Source organism: Pseudorhizobium sp. NPDC055634, assembly GCF_053618655.1.
On sequence record NZ_JBSHHW010000008.1, the window covers coordinates 39,323 to 53,410 of the forward strand.

The 14,088-nt window shown below is 62.0% G+C and carries 14 protein-coding genes; 8 read left to right on the plus strand and 6 right to left on the minus strand.

All coding sequences use genetic code 11. The annotated features are described in order from the left end of the window. Nucleotides 1-17: 17 nt before the first annotated feature. The 5 genes from ACWGPT_RS14205 to ACWGPT_RS14225 all read right to left on the minus strand — a co-directional run bounded on the left by ACWGPT_RS14205 (nucleotide 18) and on the right by ACWGPT_RS14225 (nucleotide 4,132). Nucleotides 18-797 carry an amino acid ABC transporter ATP-binding protein gene (locus tag ACWGPT_RS14205; protein ID WP_452606265.1) on the minus strand — a complete coding sequence of 260 codons (780 nt, stop codon included), beginning with the start codon at nucleotides 795-797 and terminating at the stop codon, nucleotides 18-20. A gap of 23 nt (nucleotides 798-820) precedes the next feature. Continuing rightward, entirely contained in the window at nucleotides 821-1,621 is an 801-nt protein-coding gene (locus tag ACWGPT_RS14210) for a transporter substrate-binding domain-containing protein (protein ID WP_452606266.1), read from the minus strand. A gap of 49 nt (nucleotides 1,622-1,670) precedes the next feature. Next, complete coding sequence (locus tag ACWGPT_RS14215; RefSeq protein ID WP_452606267.1) at nucleotides 1,671-2,327, minus strand: amino acid ABC transporter permease; 657 nt, start codon at nucleotides 2,325-2,327, stop codon at nucleotides 1,671-1,673. A gap of 10 nt (nucleotides 2,328-2,337) precedes the next feature. Continuing rightward, nucleotides 2,338-3,006, minus strand: a complete 669-nt coding sequence (locus tag ACWGPT_RS14220) for an amino acid ABC transporter permease (protein WP_452606268.1) — start codon at nucleotides 3,004-3,006, stop codon at nucleotides 2,338-2,340. A 97-nt stretch (nucleotides 3,007-3,103) separates the two neighbouring features. Continuing rightward, nucleotides 3,104-4,132 carry a LacI family DNA-binding transcriptional regulator gene (locus ACWGPT_RS14225; RefSeq protein ID WP_452606269.1) on the minus strand — a complete coding sequence of 343 codons (1,029 nt, stop codon included), beginning with the start codon at nucleotides 4,130-4,132 and terminating at the stop codon, nucleotides 3,104-3,106. A gap of 3 nt (nucleotides 4,133-4,135) precedes the next feature. On the opposite strand from ACWGPT_RS14225, the gene ACWGPT_RS14230 reads away from it, so the two are divergent. Further along, nucleotides 4,136-4,375: a hypothetical protein gene (locus ACWGPT_RS14230; RefSeq protein ID WP_452606270.1), complete on the plus strand. Its 240-nt coding sequence runs from the start codon at nucleotides 4,136-4,138 to the stop codon at nucleotides 4,373-4,375. A gap of 126 nt (nucleotides 4,376-4,501) precedes the next feature. Here ACWGPT_RS14230 and ACWGPT_RS14235 read toward each other — a convergent pair whose 3' ends face one another. Then, nucleotides 4,502-5,269, minus strand: coding sequence for a phosphatase PAP2 family protein (locus ACWGPT_RS14235; RefSeq protein ID WP_452606271.1), 768 nt, complete (start codon nucleotides 5,267-5,269; stop codon nucleotides 4,502-4,504). Nucleotides 5,270-5,339: 70 nt separating this feature from the next. Between ACWGPT_RS14235 and ACWGPT_RS14240 the strand changes: the two genes are divergently transcribed. The 7 genes from ACWGPT_RS14240 (at nucleotide 5,340) to ACWGPT_RS14270 (ending at nucleotide 14,085) form a co-directional block, all read left to right on the plus strand. Continuing rightward, nucleotides 5,340-6,038: a response regulator gene (locus ACWGPT_RS14240; protein WP_452606272.1), complete on the plus strand. Its 699-nt coding sequence runs from the start codon at nucleotides 5,340-5,342 to the stop codon at nucleotides 6,036-6,038. Nucleotides 6,039-6,054: 16 nt separating this feature from the next. Further along, nucleotides 6,055-7,170 (plus strand): ATP-binding protein, encoded by a 1,116-nt coding sequence (locus ACWGPT_RS14245; RefSeq protein ID WP_452606273.1) that lies wholly within the window; start codon nucleotides 6,055-6,057, stop codon nucleotides 7,168-7,170. Between the two features lie 346 nt (nucleotides 7,171-7,516). After that, a complete protein-coding gene (locus tag ACWGPT_RS14250; RefSeq protein WP_452606274.1) occupies nucleotides 7,517-8,656 on the plus strand; it encodes an amidohydrolase family protein in 1,140 nt (379 codons plus the stop codon). Between the two features lie 121 nt (nucleotides 8,657-8,777). Further along, nucleotides 8,778-9,515 (plus strand): response regulator, encoded by a 738-nt coding sequence (locus tag ACWGPT_RS14255; protein WP_452606275.1) that lies wholly within the window; start codon nucleotides 8,778-8,780, stop codon nucleotides 9,513-9,515. Then, the gene (locus ACWGPT_RS14260) at nucleotides 9,515-10,888 is read left to right on the plus strand and encodes an ATP-binding protein (RefSeq protein ID WP_452606276.1); all 1,374 of its coding nucleotides are present in this window, start codon (nucleotides 9,515-9,517) and stop codon (nucleotides 10,886-10,888) included. The genes ACWGPT_RS14255 and ACWGPT_RS14260 overlap by 1 nt, the downstream gene beginning before the upstream one ends. Before the next feature lie 444 nt (nucleotides 10,889-11,332). Beyond that, nucleotides 11,333-12,415: a glycosyltransferase gene (locus tag ACWGPT_RS14265; RefSeq protein ID WP_452606416.1), complete on the plus strand. Its 1,083-nt coding sequence runs from the start codon at nucleotides 11,333-11,335 to the stop codon at nucleotides 12,413-12,415. After that, on the plus strand, nucleotides 12,412-14,085 hold the full coding sequence (locus ACWGPT_RS14270) for an ArnT family glycosyltransferase (RefSeq protein WP_452606277.1): 1,674 nt from the start codon (nucleotides 12,412-12,414) through the stop codon (nucleotides 14,083-14,085). Before ACWGPT_RS14265 ends, ACWGPT_RS14270 begins: the two co-directional genes overlap by 4 nt. The last annotated feature ends 3 nt before the right edge of the window (nucleotides 14,086-14,088 follow it).

Genomic DNA, 14,088 nt, shown 5'->3' on the forward strand with positions numbered 1-14,088 from the left:
CTCGAGGCGGGTTATGCTCAGGAAATCTGGCCGAGGAAGTTGCGGGTCCGCTCGTGCTTCGGGGCGCCGAAGAACTCCTCCGGCGGACCGACCTCGACGATCTCGCCGCGATCCATGAAGATCACCCGGTCCGCCACCTGGCGCGCAAATCCCATTTCGTGCGTCACGCAGAGCATGGTCATGCCTTCGTTGGCGAGGTCGATCATCGTGTCGAGCACTTCCTTGACCATTTCCGGATCGAGAGCGGACGTCGGCTCGTCGAAAAGCATGATCTTCGGGTTCATGCAGAGGGCGCGGGCGATCGCGACGCGCTGCTGCTGGCCGCCGGAAAGCTGGGCAGGATACTTGCGCGCCTGCTCGGGAATGCGCACACGCTCCAGGAACTTCATCGCCGTCGCCTCGGCCTGCGCCTTGGCGATGCCGCGCACCTTCATGGGCGCCAGCATGCAGTTCTCGAGCACCGTCATATGGGGAAAGAGATTGAAGCTCTGGAAGACCATGCCGGTCTCCTGCCTGACGATATCGACGTTCTTTCCGCCGGCCGTCAGGTCGTGGCCATCGACGACAATCCTGCCCTTCTGGATGCTTTCAAGCTGGTTGATGCAGCGGATAAGGGTCGACTTGCCGGAGCCGGAGGGGCCGCAGATGACGATGCGCTCTCCCCGGCTTACGGACAGATTGATGTCCTTCAGTGCATGGAACTCGGCGTACCACTTGTTGACGCCTTCCATGGTCACGGCCGGACCGGACGCTCCCCGCAGGTCTGCTTTCGGTGTGTTGGGGTTCACCTCAGTCATGCGAGGAGCTCCTGTTCTTTAAGTTAGTTTGCTTCAGCAACGAAGTTGGGCAGCGGCGAGCCGAGCCATTTTTCATGGATGGCATTGAGCTGGCCGTCTGCCTTGACCTTCTGGATGAAGGCGTTGACGGCTTCGAGAAGCTCCGTCGAACCCTTGCGTACGGCGATCCCCTGGACCTGCTGGCTCAGTTCGATCTTCTGGTTGAAGCGGCCGGGTGCGGCCTTTTCGATCTGGGCGGCAACCACGTTGGACACGCCGATCAGATCCACCTGACCAGAAAGAAGGGCCTGCACGGCGCTGGCGTCATCGTCAAACCGCTGGATCGTCGCGTCCTGAGGGGCGACCTTGGTGACGGCGGTGTCCTGCGTGCTGGCGCGGGCAACGGCGATGGTCTTGCCGGAAAGATCTTCCGGCTTGGAAACGTCCACGCCCTCGGCGCCGAAGACACCTACCGAGATACCGGCATAGGGTTCGGAGAAATCGACGCTCTTGGCGCGTTCTTCGGTGATGCCCAGCGACGCCACGAGCAGGTCTACCTGGCTGCTCTGCAGATAGGGAATGCGGTTCGGGCCGGTAACGGGCACGATTTCAGCCTCGACGCCCAGTTCCTTGGCGAGAAGCTTCGCCACATCGGCGTCATAGCCATCGGGCTGGTTGCTCTCGTTCATGATGCCGAATGGCGGGAAATCCACGAGCATGCCGATCTTGACCGTGCCGTTCGACTTGATGCCCTCGACGGTCTGCGCCATCGAGGGAGCGGAGATCATGCCTGCGACGAGGCCGGCGCCAATCACTGCCATTGCTGCGCGTCTTGAAATTTTCATTGTTTCCTACCCTTTCTTGCTCTGCCGGCCTCCCCGCCGGCTGGGCCCGTCAACGCTGTGTTGCCCGGGAAAACTTCACTTCCATCCTCTGCGCCAGGAGCGAAAGCGGCCAGCACAGGACGAAGTAGATCGCCGCGACGGTTCCGAAGACCAGAAACGGACTGAAAGTGGCATTGTTGATGATCTGGCCCTGCCGCGTCAGCTCCGTGAATCCGATGATGGCGGCAAGCGACGTGCCCTTGATGAGCTGAACCAGGAAGCCGACCGTGGGCGCCACGGCGATGCGTGCCGCCTGCGGCAGGATGATGTAGCGCATGCGGTTGTAGTAGCGGAGCCCAAGCGCCGTCGCGGCTTCGCGCTGTCCGGACGGGACCGCCTCGATGCATCCCCGCCAGATTTCGCCGAGGAAGGCGCTGGCATGGAGCGTCAGCGCGATGGACGCCGCAATCCACGGATTGATGGCTAGCCCCATGATGTTCATTCCAAAGAAGACCAGGAAGAGCTGCATGAGCAACGGCGTACCCTGGAACACGCGGATGAAGCCCAGCGCGGCGATCCGGAGGGGCTTGATATCGGAAACGCGCGCGAGCGCGATCATCAGGCCGCCGACGCCGCCTCCGGCGAAGGCGATGGCGGAAAGCGCAATGGTCCACTGCGCCGCCATGACGATGATAAGGAATTCGTTCCAGCCGAAGGGTCTGATCATCGTGGCGCTCCTATCGGCTCAGCGGGTACTTGAAGGCCATCCGTTCGATCGCGGCAAAGATCGCCGAGAAGCCGATCGACAGGGCGAGGTACATCAGCGTGATGACGATATAGACCTCGAAGCTTGCGAAGGTGGAGGACTGCAGGTCGTTGCCCGCGGCGGCGAGGTCGTCCGCGGAGATCACGGACACGACGCTCGAGGTCAGCATCAGGTAGATGAACTGGCTGGTAAGCGACGGATAGACCGTCCTCAGCGCAGGCTTCATGATGATGTAGCGGAAGATCTGCAGCTTGGAGAGACCGAGCGCCGTTCCTGCCTCGACCTGCCCCTTGTGGATGGATTCAATGCCTGCGCGAATGATCTCCGTGCCATAGGCGCCGAAGTTTACGACCAGCGCCAGCAAGGCCGCCTCGTTTGGCGACAGGCGGAGGCCGAGCGAGGGCAAGCCGAAGAAGATGAAGAAGATCTGCACCAGGAACGGAGTGTTTCGGATGATCTCGATATAGGCGTTGATGAGGAAGCGGACCGGGAAGGGACCCGATGTCTTTCCCCAGGCGCAGACGATCGAGACGACCAGGCCCAGCAGCATGGCGGCGCAGGACAGGCGGACCGTCAACCAAGCGCCGACCATCAACTGGTCGAACGAAGCAAGCACCGGCGCGAAGGTGAAATCGTACACGAAGAACTCCCGAGGCAAGCGCGGTCCTTGGCGCGCTGTTAGATCGATCTAAATTTCAGCAGATGCCTAGTCAACCATCAAAATGGTGCACGCAAGATCACGAAACCGGCAGGTGACCGCAGGAATTCCGGACATGGAGGCGCGCCGGGTTTATCAGCCGACGCGGCGGCAGCGACGGCGTCGCCATGCGATCAAGGAGCAGTGCGGCGGCATTTCGCCCGATCTCGCTGGGCGCTGTCGAAACGGACGTGAGACGCGGTCTCATTGCTTCGGCATCCGCCACGTCGTCGAAGCCAATCAATGAGATGTCGTGTCCGATCCGCAGGCCGCGGTCGTGGCAACCGGCTGCCAGTCCATGCGCAACGAGATCGTTGAAGCAGATCACGGCGGTCGGTCCGGCCATCCGCTCAAAGAGCATATCGGCCCCGCGGGCGATTTCGTCGAGACGGTTCGGAACTCGCGTAACGAGGTCAGGCGCCAATCCAAATCGCGTCATTGCGTCGCGGAAGCCCTGGATGCGTTCATGATAGGCCGAGTGGACGGGGCCGTGGACTGCGAAGCAGATGACGCGATGTCCCAGCGAGACGAGGTACTCGACGGCCTGCTCCATGCCCGCCGCATAGTTCGCCCCCGCGTAATCGAGTTCGTTCGTTACATGGCGCAGCGCCTGCACCAGTGGCAGCTTCCACTCCATGACCTGGTCTGCCAGATCCCCGGCGGTACCGGCCGCAGGACACAGGATGATTCCGTCGACCCCATGCTCGCGCAACCGCTGCACGACTGTGGCCTGCCGCGACGGGGTGTCCCCGCTATTGGCGATGATCATCACCAGCCCCGCCGCATCCAGCGAGGCCTCCATGCCGCCGAGCAGTTCGGCGAAGAAAGGGTTGGTGAGGTTCGGGACGACGATACCCACCGTATGGCTGCGGTCCGCGCGCAACCTGGCTGCGCCCATGTTGTAGACATAGCCGAGTTCACGCATCGCGGCTTCGACCCGCTGTCGCGTCTCCGCACCGACAAGCGGACTCTTGCGAACGACAAGGGATGCCGTTGCCCGCGAAACATCGGCATGTCTCGCAACATCGAGCAGCGTTACCTTGTTCCGCCTCTGATCCTTAATGGACATCGGATGGCATCCCCCACAGAGATGCAATCGTTAATGGGCGTCACGTGGGACAGCAAGAGCAGCAACAGCGGCTTTCTAGACCAGACCTGCCTTCGAGGCGCACCCCAGGCTGGCCCCTGGCTCGGCGCCTACGATATCGTGACGGGCGATATCGAGCGGCTCGGCGACACGAAGCCGATCGATCTCGACGAAGCGCTTCAATTCGCCTTTTCGAGCGACGCGGGCGGCGCCCAGGCGACCTGATGCTACGAAAAGGGTCATCTGCCCGGGCCTCCCTGAGGATCGCGTTCATGACCGCGCCGCCGCATGTGAAGGCGACCTGGTGATCAGTTCCCGGCCGGGCGAAAGCCGCCCACTTCCGGACCAAGATTATCTGGTGGCGAACATTGCGTCGATCTGGGGTGCGTTGCGCGAGAATATTCGCCACAGGACGAGCGCCAGAACCAGCATCACATTCCATGCGATCATCACATCCGAAAGGAAGTGTGCCCCGTGGATGACCCTGGTGAACGAAAATGCTGCCGCGAGAACTCCGATCGCGACGAGATATACACCGGCATACCTTGGCCTGACGAAGACGACGAGCGTGAGGAGCGCAAAGGCACTTGCCGATTCTCCCGAGATGAAGGAACAATTCCTTGCGCACTGGTTGGTCAGTTCCCACGGAGGCGTGAAGAACGCGTGCCCGCCGAATTCCTCGAGAATTCTCGGGCGTGCCCTGCCGACGAGCATCTTGATGAGGTGAACCGCGAGCCCCGGACCGGCCGCGAAAAATGTCAGGACGAACACCAGCTTGTGGGGTGCGGGAGGCTGCTTCAGATGCCTCAGAAACGGGTTTGGGATGAGCAATGCCGCGGCCATCCCGATCACGATCCACGGCAGAAACCGGTTGGTGTCACGAAATCCGATGAGGGCGTTGCTGTTGTTCCACTCAAAGCCTGACCCCGGGGTCCAGAAAAATCGACTTACCATCAGGTCCACTTCCGGCACTGCCGCAAAAATGAGGGAAACGAAGCCCAGAAGTATAAACGCCTGCGGAAGGTAGTCCTTCGGCTTGTCGCTCGCGGGGGTTGAAATCGCCTTTCGGGATTGTCTGAGGTCAGTTACGTTCATCGGTGGTTCCTCGGTGAGGACCACGTTCTGTCGCCGGATTGTCAAGCTTCGACAAAGAGCCGGTGAAGGGCATGTCAAATCAGTGAGTCAAAACATGATTTCTTCTCTCGTGCTGGTCGTCGAGGACGACGACGAAATAGCACTTCTCCTGGAAAGATATCTCGGCAGGGCCGGCTACAGGACGATCAAGGCATCGACGGGCCAGACCGCGCTGAAGCATCTCCAGACGCTTCGGCCGGACCTGGTCCTGCTCGATGTGGGCCTGCCGGACATCGACGGCTTCGATCTTCTTGCGAAGATCCGGGGGAACTCCGTCGTACCGGTCATATTCCTGTCGGCCATGGATGACAGCACGGACAAGTTGCTGGGTCTGAGGCTGGGCGCGGACGATTACGTTACGAAACCGTTCAACCCGCAGGAAGTCGTGGCGAGGGTGGGCGCAGTCTTGAAGCGCGCCACCGGCGTTACCCGCAACGAGGTCATCCGATACGAGGAAATAGAAGTCCAACTGGAATCGCACATGGCGATTGCGGTAACGGAGAGCGGCCGTTTCGAACTGCCGCTGACGGCCACGGAATTTCGTCTTCTGGTCTGCTTTCTACGCGCTCCCTTCAAGACTTTCGAAAGAGCATCGCTGCTGGACGTCTGCCTGCCCGAAAGTGAAGCCTTCGACCGAACCATCGATACGCATATCGCCAATCTGAGGAGAAAGCTGGCGGAGCGTGGTCAGGAAGGGTACATAAAGGCCGTCCGAGGTATTGGGTATCGTTTCGCGAGGTCGACAGGTGTCTAGACCGGCGCTTTCAACGATGACAGCCGCGCTGGTGTCCGTCATCCAGCTCATAACGATCGCGCTCCTCTACATCCTGGTCGACTGGTATATCGACCATGCCGAAGCGGTGGCACTGGAAACTCTCCCTCCTGATGCAAAGACCGCCTGGGTGAGCATCAACGATGGCGAGATCCCCGATCCCGGAGCTCTCGCGGCCCTGGCGCCGCTTTATCCGTATCTGGAGGACGCCACCGACGCGACGGCTGTCGAGGGCGTTCTGGCCTTTGGCTCCATCCTGATCGTCTTCACAAGCGGAATAGGGGTGGTGCTCGCTTACCGGATCGTCGCACCGCTGACCCGCCTGACGGCTGCCGCGGAAAAGATCGGACAGGGCGATTTTCAGGTCACGGTGGAACCCGGTGCAACCAAGGAAGTGGAAACCCTTGCGGTTACGATCAATCGAATGGCCAGCGAGTTGCTGGCGCTGGAGACCCGCCTGAAATTCAACACCCGCGCCGTCGCACACGAATTGCGTACGCCGCTGACCGTGCTTCAGGGCAATCTGCAGGGCATGGCCGATGGTGTACTTGCGGCCACCGAGGAGCGAGTGCGGGCTCTCCTGGAGCAGACCCAGGGAATCTCCCGTCTCGTGGACCAGTTGAATACCCTGTCGCTGGCAGGCACCGGCAACTTCGTCACGGCGACGACGACGACCGACCTCGCCCTTCATGTTTCCGACACGGTGACCCTCTTCCAGACCTCCGCAGGCGACGCTATCGATCTGCGAACCCATCTTCGCTCCGCGCCGGCGAAGATCGATCCGGACCGATTCCGCCAGGCGCTGCTGGCCCTCCTGGAAAACGCGCGCAAATACGCGGGCGATTTCGGCCCTATCGACGTCTACACCGGTGTGGACGAGGAAGGGCGGTCATTCATTTCCGTCCAGGACAAAGGACCGGGACTGCCCTCCCACGTGCAGCACTCCTCCTTTGACATGTTCTGGCGAAGCGAGAGCCTCAACGACCGGGGCATCAGGGGTTCAGGTCTTGGTCTCACGGTCGTCAAGGCAATTGCGGAAGGGCATGATGCGCAGCTGCAAGTGGGCAATAACCGCGACGGAGGCGCCTATTCCAAGATCGTGTTCCCGGCCTGAGGAAGCGGCCTTCCGATGCCTCCACGATCGACGACGGAAGGGTCAGGTCGACGCCCCCTGCCCTGAAGAAGAGCCGCCTCACAAGCTCCCCCGGACGTCAGCCGACGGGTATCGCCCATGGCTGCCGCGGACCGGTCGTCGCATCGCCCGCAACATCTCTTAACAAGAGAAGACCCAAACCAACGACGATGGGACGTAGTCTCGCCAAATCCAGCATCGCGAAGGGACCGGCGGCATGTAGCCTGACCCGCGGCGCGGCAGGTTACATTGGCGTCAGGGTCGAGCTGAATTCCCTTTCAGCCGAAAGCCGCACTGAAACTGCGCAACCATCGGAGTGGAAACTGAGATGAAGCTCGTGGCTAACCCCCTGGAGAAACTGGTGATGGGACGCGGCAATTTTCTGGGTGGCGCGGTCGCACTTGGCGCGGCGCTCGGTCTCGGGGCAGGATTGTCGGCGCCCGCCATCATTGCCCGCGCCGCCGCCAAAGAGACTTCGGACATTTCGGCGCGCGACAGAGACCTCCTGTTCATCGGCACGGAAGAGACGTTTTCGACCCGTGAACTGATGGAACTGAACGACCGGCTGTTCCTGGAGGATACCGGTCTCGCCGAAATCGGGCCGCGCCGCATCCATGCAATGGACGAGGCGGGGATCAACGTCCAAGTCCTCTCCGCACATACGCCGGGCGTGCAGAATGTCCCGGGTCAGGAAGGCATCGACTTTGCCTATCGTCTCAACAAGATGATCGCCGATGGACCGATGGCCGCCTATCCGGGGCGGTTCCAGGCGTTTGCGACCCTGCCGCTGCAGAACCCGGAGGCCTCGGCGGACGAGCTGGAACGCGCAGTTCAGGAAGATGCCTTCCTGGGGTGCCTGACCAATGGGATCATCGGGAAGAAATTTCTCGACCATCCCGATTTCGAGCCCCTGCTGGCGCGTGCCGAAATCCTCGACGTGCCGATCTACATCCATCCGGGCCTGCCACCCGACGAAGTCTTCCAGATCTACTACAGCAATATGCGGCCGGAATATCAGCGGCAGCACCAGGACCAGGTTCTCAGCATCTCGGCCTACGGGTGGCACCAGGAAGTCGTTACCCAATGCCTTCGAATGATCACGTCCGGCGTCTTCGACCGATTCCCGAAGCTGCAGATCATTATCGGCCACATGGGCGAAGGCCTTCCCTTCTTCTACAAGCGCGTGGTGGAAAAGATGGGGGAAGTGACCAAAAGCACGCTGAACAAGCCCTTCGAGCAGTATTTCTACGACAATTTCTGGTTCACCACCAGCGCATTCTTTCAGGACGAGCTGCTCGACCTCCTGCTGATGTATATCAGCGTGGATCGGGTGATGTTCGCGACCGACTACCCGTTTGCGAACATGAAGGAAGGCACCGACTGGTTTCGTGCAGTGGACCTGCCACGCGAGGCCAAGGAAAAAATCGCCTACCGGAATGCCGAAAAACTTTTCGGCATAAAGGCCTGAGCAACCGTCGCGACCTCCGGTCTCGCTTAACATATCAAAACAACTTCACCTCGTGACTTTCGGCGCGGTTTTGCAACAATGTACGTTCTTGAACCCATCAAGCGTATTGCAGAGATGACCCATGACCGCTCAACATCTCGTCGCGCCAGAGACGGTGCCTCGCGTCCTCCTCGTCGAGGACGACGAGGAGATTGCGGCAATGGTGATCGAGATGCTGACGGAAAATGGCCTTGAGGCTGTTGCGGTCGGCTCCGCCGCCAACATGGACGCGACACTCAGGAAGCAGACTTTCGACCTGATCGTGCTCGACGCCATGCTGCCGGGAGAGGACGGGTTCAGTATCTGCCGCCGGCTGCGGGCCTCCTCGACCGTGCCCATTATCATGCTCACGGCCCTCGGCGACGAGATCAACCGCGTGGTCGGCATCGAGCTTGGCGCGGACGACTACATTACCAAGCCCTTTCATCCGCGGGAATTCATGGCGCGCATAAAGGGGCTCCTCCGGCGCGCTTCCTATGGGGCGGACAAACCCCAGCAGCCCACGGCAATGCGATTTGCCGGCTGGCAGATCGATTCCATCCTCCGGCAACTGGTCAATCCGGACGGGGTGCACGTCTCCGTGACGACGGCCGAGTTCGACATCCTTCTGGCATTCTGCCAGAATCCGGGTCGTGTCATGACGCGCGAACAGCTGCTCCGGTTGACCCATGCCGGGCTTGCGGGTCCGGTCGAACGCAGCATCGATGTTCACATCAGCCGCGTCCGGCAGAAGATTGAACCCAATGTCCGCGAGCCGACCGTGATCAAGACGGTACGGCTGGGTGGCTACATGTTCACCCCGAAAGTCGAGGTGGGGTAATGTCCACTCTCCGCCGGCAGATCGCGGCGCTCGCCATCGGCCCTATCGGCGGCCTCCTCATCCTAGGAGCGATTTCCGACTGGCTGTTGCGCGAAGACCTGGAGAGTGTTTCCTATGCCCGCGCGACGGCGCTGAAGATCGAGACCGTCGTCGACCAGGTTCGCGCCGCCACTTCCCCGGAACAGATGGAAGCCATTCTTCAGGCGACGTCGAGCACGGGGCTTCGTGTCGAAGAGGTCGCGGCGGAAGAGCTTTCAAGGCGCGACACGACGATCTTCGTCGATGAGGTCCGCCACCTTGTGCAGGAGAACCTGCCGGAGAGTTTCACCACCGCTTTTCGCGGGGAGACCCCCAACGGAAAACTTCACGACGTGCTCGTCGTCGCGATCGACGCCGACCGGGCCCTGGCGTTTCTTCCAGCGCCACCTCCTCCCGATGCCTGGATCAGCGACCAGCAGGTCAACGTCGTTCTGCAGATGATGGTCCTCGTCCTGCCGGTGGTTCTGTTGTCGCTTTATGCGGCGCGGGTGATTTCTGCGCCGCTCCTCGACTTTGCAAAGGCCGCGGAGACGTTGAAGCCCGACGACGGGCCTGACCGGCCTTTCAAGGAAAGCGGCGCAGCCGAAATTCGAACGCTGGCGCGATCGCTGAACGACATGCGCAGTCGCCTGCGCCGCATGATCGATGACCGGACGCGCATGCTGCGCGCGATAAGCCACGACCTCCGGACGCCGCTGACGCGGCTGCGTCTGCGGGCGGAGCGCTCCACCCAGCCGGAACTGAAGGCAGCACTCCTGAAGGATATCGCCGCGCTCAGCGACATGATCAACGATACGCTCACCTATCTCAGCAAGGAAACGGCGACCGAAAAGCCGGTCAATGCCGACCTCCCCAGCCTGTTGACGACCGTCTGTTCGGACTTCTCCGATGTGGGTTTCAACGTGAGGTATGTCGGCCCGGAGCGCTTCGCCTATCGCTGCAAGCCGCGATCACTGGGGCGCGCGATCACCAACCTCGTCGAGAACGGCACCAAGTTCGCGCATGAAATCACGGTGGAGCTCGCGATCCTCCCAAACGGCACCGTGCGGATCATTGTCGCCGACGACGGTCCGGGCCTTCCCGACAGCTTGCGGACGCGGGTGCTGGAACCGTTTTTCAAGGCCAGCACGGCTCGAACGACGTCGGATCGTAGCGGCTTCGGTCTCGGGCTCTCGATCGTCGAAGACATCGTGCGGGCCAACGGCGGCACGATCGAACTCCTGAACAGAACACCGCACGGGCTTGCGGCACAGATGGATTTTCCGGCCGAAGGCGGCACGGCGAGCGATATCGTCTCGAAGCCGTCGGCCGATGATCTTGCCCGCGCCGGGTGAGGCCGGGAACGCCGTGTAAAACGACATAGGCTCGCAGACCTGAGCCTTGGCCTGTCGATGGACACGGCCGCCATCCGGCCCTTCATGTTTCGTAATGTTTCTCAACAAGACCAAGCACACCGGTCGAAAGCGCGATCCTATAACGACGTCTGAACTCTCAGGGCAGGCGCGACTATGGCCATACCGCCGTTTACAGGCTCGCAGGAAGACCATCCATTCGCTCAGCAGGAAATGACAGTCGGACGAGTGCGCACCCACTACCCGGTGATCCGGGGAGCATCCGGTTGCGATGCCACACGCCTGCTTCCATGTGATCGCCGTCTGCCGTCGGCATGCGTGGTGCACAGCGTCTCAGGAAGCGAACAGCCTGAAATAATTCAGGCTTCCTTCGCTTGCGGGTTTGTTGGGCAGCCGGCATCGGAACCCGGCCGCCGGCCGCCGGAACTGTCAATCATCATCCCGACATTCAACGAAGCCGCTAACGTGCATCTTGTGATCCACGCCCTCGACAGGTCGTTGCCCGGCATCTCATGGGAGGTGATATTCGTCGACGACGACAGCCCCGACGGCACGACCGATCGTGTAAGGGCCATTGCAGACCGGGATGCGCGGGTGCGCTGCGTCCGCCGGCTCGGGAGGCGCGGCCTTGCCGGTGCTTCGATCGAAGGCATGCTCTCCTCGTCGGCGCCCGTCGTCGTCATCATGGACGGTGACCTGCAGCATGACGAGACGCTGTTGCCGGAGATGCTTCGGCGCATCCGGTCCGGCGACGATCTCGTCATCGCGAGCCGTTTCAGCGATGTCCCGGGCGCTGAGGGCGGCGCCTCGGACGGTCTTTCGAGCACGCGTCTTGCAGGGAGCCGCGTGGCAACACGCCTGGCGCGAACGCTGCTGAAAATCGACGTCAGCGATCCCATGAGCGGGTTCTTCGCCATCCGCCGCCCGGTATTCGAAGCGCTCGCCCCGCGCCTTTCCACCCAGGGCTTCAAGATTTTGATGGACATCCTCGCTTCGACGCCCACCCCGCTGCGAACGAGCGAGATACCGTTTCGCTTCCGCGCACGTCAGAACGGCGTTTCCAAGCTCGATAATCTCGTGGCGGTCGAATATCTCGGTCTGCTGCTCGCCAAATCGACGGGCGATGTCTTCTCGCTCCGCTTCCTCTTGTTCTCGCTCATCGGCGGAGCCGGCGTCGTCGTGCACCTGATCACCCTTAAGGCGGCGCTGGCATGCGGCCTCGCCTTCTGGCTGGCGCAGATGACGGCGGCCTATGTCGCGATGACGGGGAACTTCTTCCTCAACAATACCTTGACCTACCGGGACCGCAGGCTGAAGGGCCGTCGGCTGATCTTCGGTCTCGCCTCGTTCTATGTGGTCTGCAGCATCGGCGTCATTGCAAATGTGGGCATCGGGCAACTCCTCCACGACCATTCGTCCAGGTGGTGGCTGGCAGGTCTTGCGGGCGCCTGCATGGGGGCCGTCTTCAATTACGTCATTACGTCCGCACTCACATGGCGCGTAAGATGACCGCGGAATTCACCGCCCGTCACGCTACCGACGATCCCCGCCGCCCCTTCGGCCGTCCCGCCGGCGACGGGCCCCCTCCTTCCATGGCGCACGATCTGGACGATCGCGCCGCTCTGCTGCGAGCCGCCACGATCATCATTGTGGCTGGCGCGCTTGTCCGACTGGGTCTCGCGGCGCTGCTCGATCCTGGCGTCGATGAGGCCTACGCCATGGCGGTCGCCGGGCAATGGCAGCTCTCCTGGTTCGACCACCCCCCGATGGCCTTCTGGTGGGTCAAGGCGATGCGCGAGCTGGCCCAGCCGTTCTGGGGCGACGACGTGCCTGTTGTCGTCCTGCGCCTGCCCTTTGTCCTCGCCTTCACCGTAACGAGCCTGGTGATGTTCGATCTCACCTTTCGCAGGTGGGGGCCGAGGGCCGGATTGTGGATGGGGCTGGCGCTGAGCCTGGCGCCGTTCTTCCTCGTTTCGGCGGGAAGCTGGATGGTGCCCGACGGTCCGTTGCTGCTGTTTCTTGCCCTGACGGCCTGGTTGCTCGACCAGATCCTCTATTCCGCGTCCGAGCCGGCGCGTCGACGACGCCTTTGGCTGGCTGCCGGACTGACCCTCGGACTTGCCGGGCTTTCGAAATACCATGCCCTCCTGTTCGCCCTCGGGGCGGCCGCCTTCATTCTCGCGACACCGCATCGAAGCCAGCTGAAAACGTCGGCACCCTGGCTGGCAATCGCGATCGCGGGGGCCACGGTGTCGCCGATCCTCTTCTGGAACGCCGAACATGACTGGGTCTCGTTCTCTTTCCAATCGTCGCGCGGGTTTGGTTCAGACGGCCCGGACTGGGCGGGGTTCGCCCGCGCGTTGCTTGGGCAACTGGCCTATCTCGGCCCATGGACGCTGGTCGCTTCGATCGCCGCCTTGTCCTGGCGCCTTCGGGCCGAGGATAGCCGGAGCGGCCCAACGGCATTACTGGCGGCGATCGGCCTGCCGACGATCGTCGTCTTCACCATGGTGCCACTCTGGGGTGGTGCTGCCCTGCCCCACTGGCAGATGCCGGGCTGGCTCTTCCTGTTGCCGGTGCTCGGCCACGCCATCGCGGAGCTTGAAACCCGCCATCGCAAACCCAGTCGTCTGGCAAGGTCATTCGCCGCCACCGCGGCAGCATTGCTTGCGCTCGTCATTGTCGCCGTGACGCTGATCCGGTTCGCCCCGCCGTCGCCCACCGTTATCGCGCGTCTCGGGCTCGGCACCTTCCTGCAGGAATCGATGACCTGGCGCGGGCTCGCGGACAGCCTGACGGAGCGAGGCCTGCTTCCGACGACATCTCAACGAACGACCATGCCGAAGGAGCGCCCACTTGTCGTTGCCTTCCGCTGGATCGATGCCGCGCGCCTCGCCGAGGTCCTGGGGTCACGCGCGACAGTTATCGCGATTGGCGATGACCCTCGCGGATTCGCCTTTCTCGCCGACTCGGTCGAATGGCTCGGCCGCGACGTCCTGTTCATCGGTCGCCCCGGCACCTTAACGCGCGGTCTTGAGGCCGTAGAACCCCATTTTGCCCGCATCGACCGCAAGGCACCCATCCCGGTCCTGATCGGCGACCAAACCCTGTTCCAGGTGGACGTTGCATTGGGCCGGCGGCTGAAATCACCCTTTTCGTCGCCCTATCCGGGCCGGTGATCG

Excerpts from the sequence above, each read along its gene's own strand:
- ACWGPT_RS14205 (WP_452606265.1), bottom strand. The coding sequence starts at position 797 with ATGACTGAGGTGAACCCCAACACACCGAAAGCAGACCTGCGGGGAGCG.
- ACWGPT_RS14210 (WP_452606266.1), bottom strand. The coding sequence starts at position 1,621 with ATGAAAATTTCAAGACGCGCAGCAATGGCAGTGATTGGCGCCGGCCTC.
- ACWGPT_RS14215 (WP_452606267.1), bottom strand. The coding sequence starts at position 2,327 with ATGATCAGACCCTTCGGCTGGAACGAATTCCTTATCATCGTCATGGCG.
- ACWGPT_RS14225 (WP_452606269.1), bottom strand. The coding sequence starts at position 4,132 with ATGTCCATTAAGGATCAGAGGCGGAACAAGGTAACGCTGCTCGATGTT.
- ACWGPT_RS14230 (WP_452606270.1), top strand. The coding sequence starts at position 4,136 with ATGGCATCCCCCACAGAGATGCAATCGTTAATGGGCGTCACGTGGGAC.
- ACWGPT_RS14240 (WP_452606272.1), top strand. The coding sequence starts at position 5,340 with ATGATTTCTTCTCTCGTGCTGGTCGTCGAGGACGACGACGAAATAGCA.
- ACWGPT_RS14245 (WP_452606273.1), top strand. The coding sequence starts at position 6,055 with ATGACAGCCGCGCTGGTGTCCGTCATCCAGCTCATAACGATCGCGCTC.
- ACWGPT_RS14250 (WP_452606274.1), top strand. The coding sequence starts at position 7,517 with ATGAAGCTCGTGGCTAACCCCCTGGAGAAACTGGTGATGGGACGCGGC.
- ACWGPT_RS14255 (WP_452606275.1), top strand. The coding sequence starts at position 8,778 with ATGACCGCTCAACATCTCGTCGCGCCAGAGACGGTGCCTCGCGTCCTC.
- ACWGPT_RS14260 (WP_452606276.1), top strand. The coding sequence starts at position 9,515 with ATGTCCACTCTCCGCCGGCAGATCGCGGCGCTCGCCATCGGCCCTATC.
- ACWGPT_RS14270 (WP_452606277.1), top strand. The coding sequence starts at position 12,412 with ATGACCGCGGAATTCACCGCCCGTCACGCTACCGACGATCCCCGCCGC.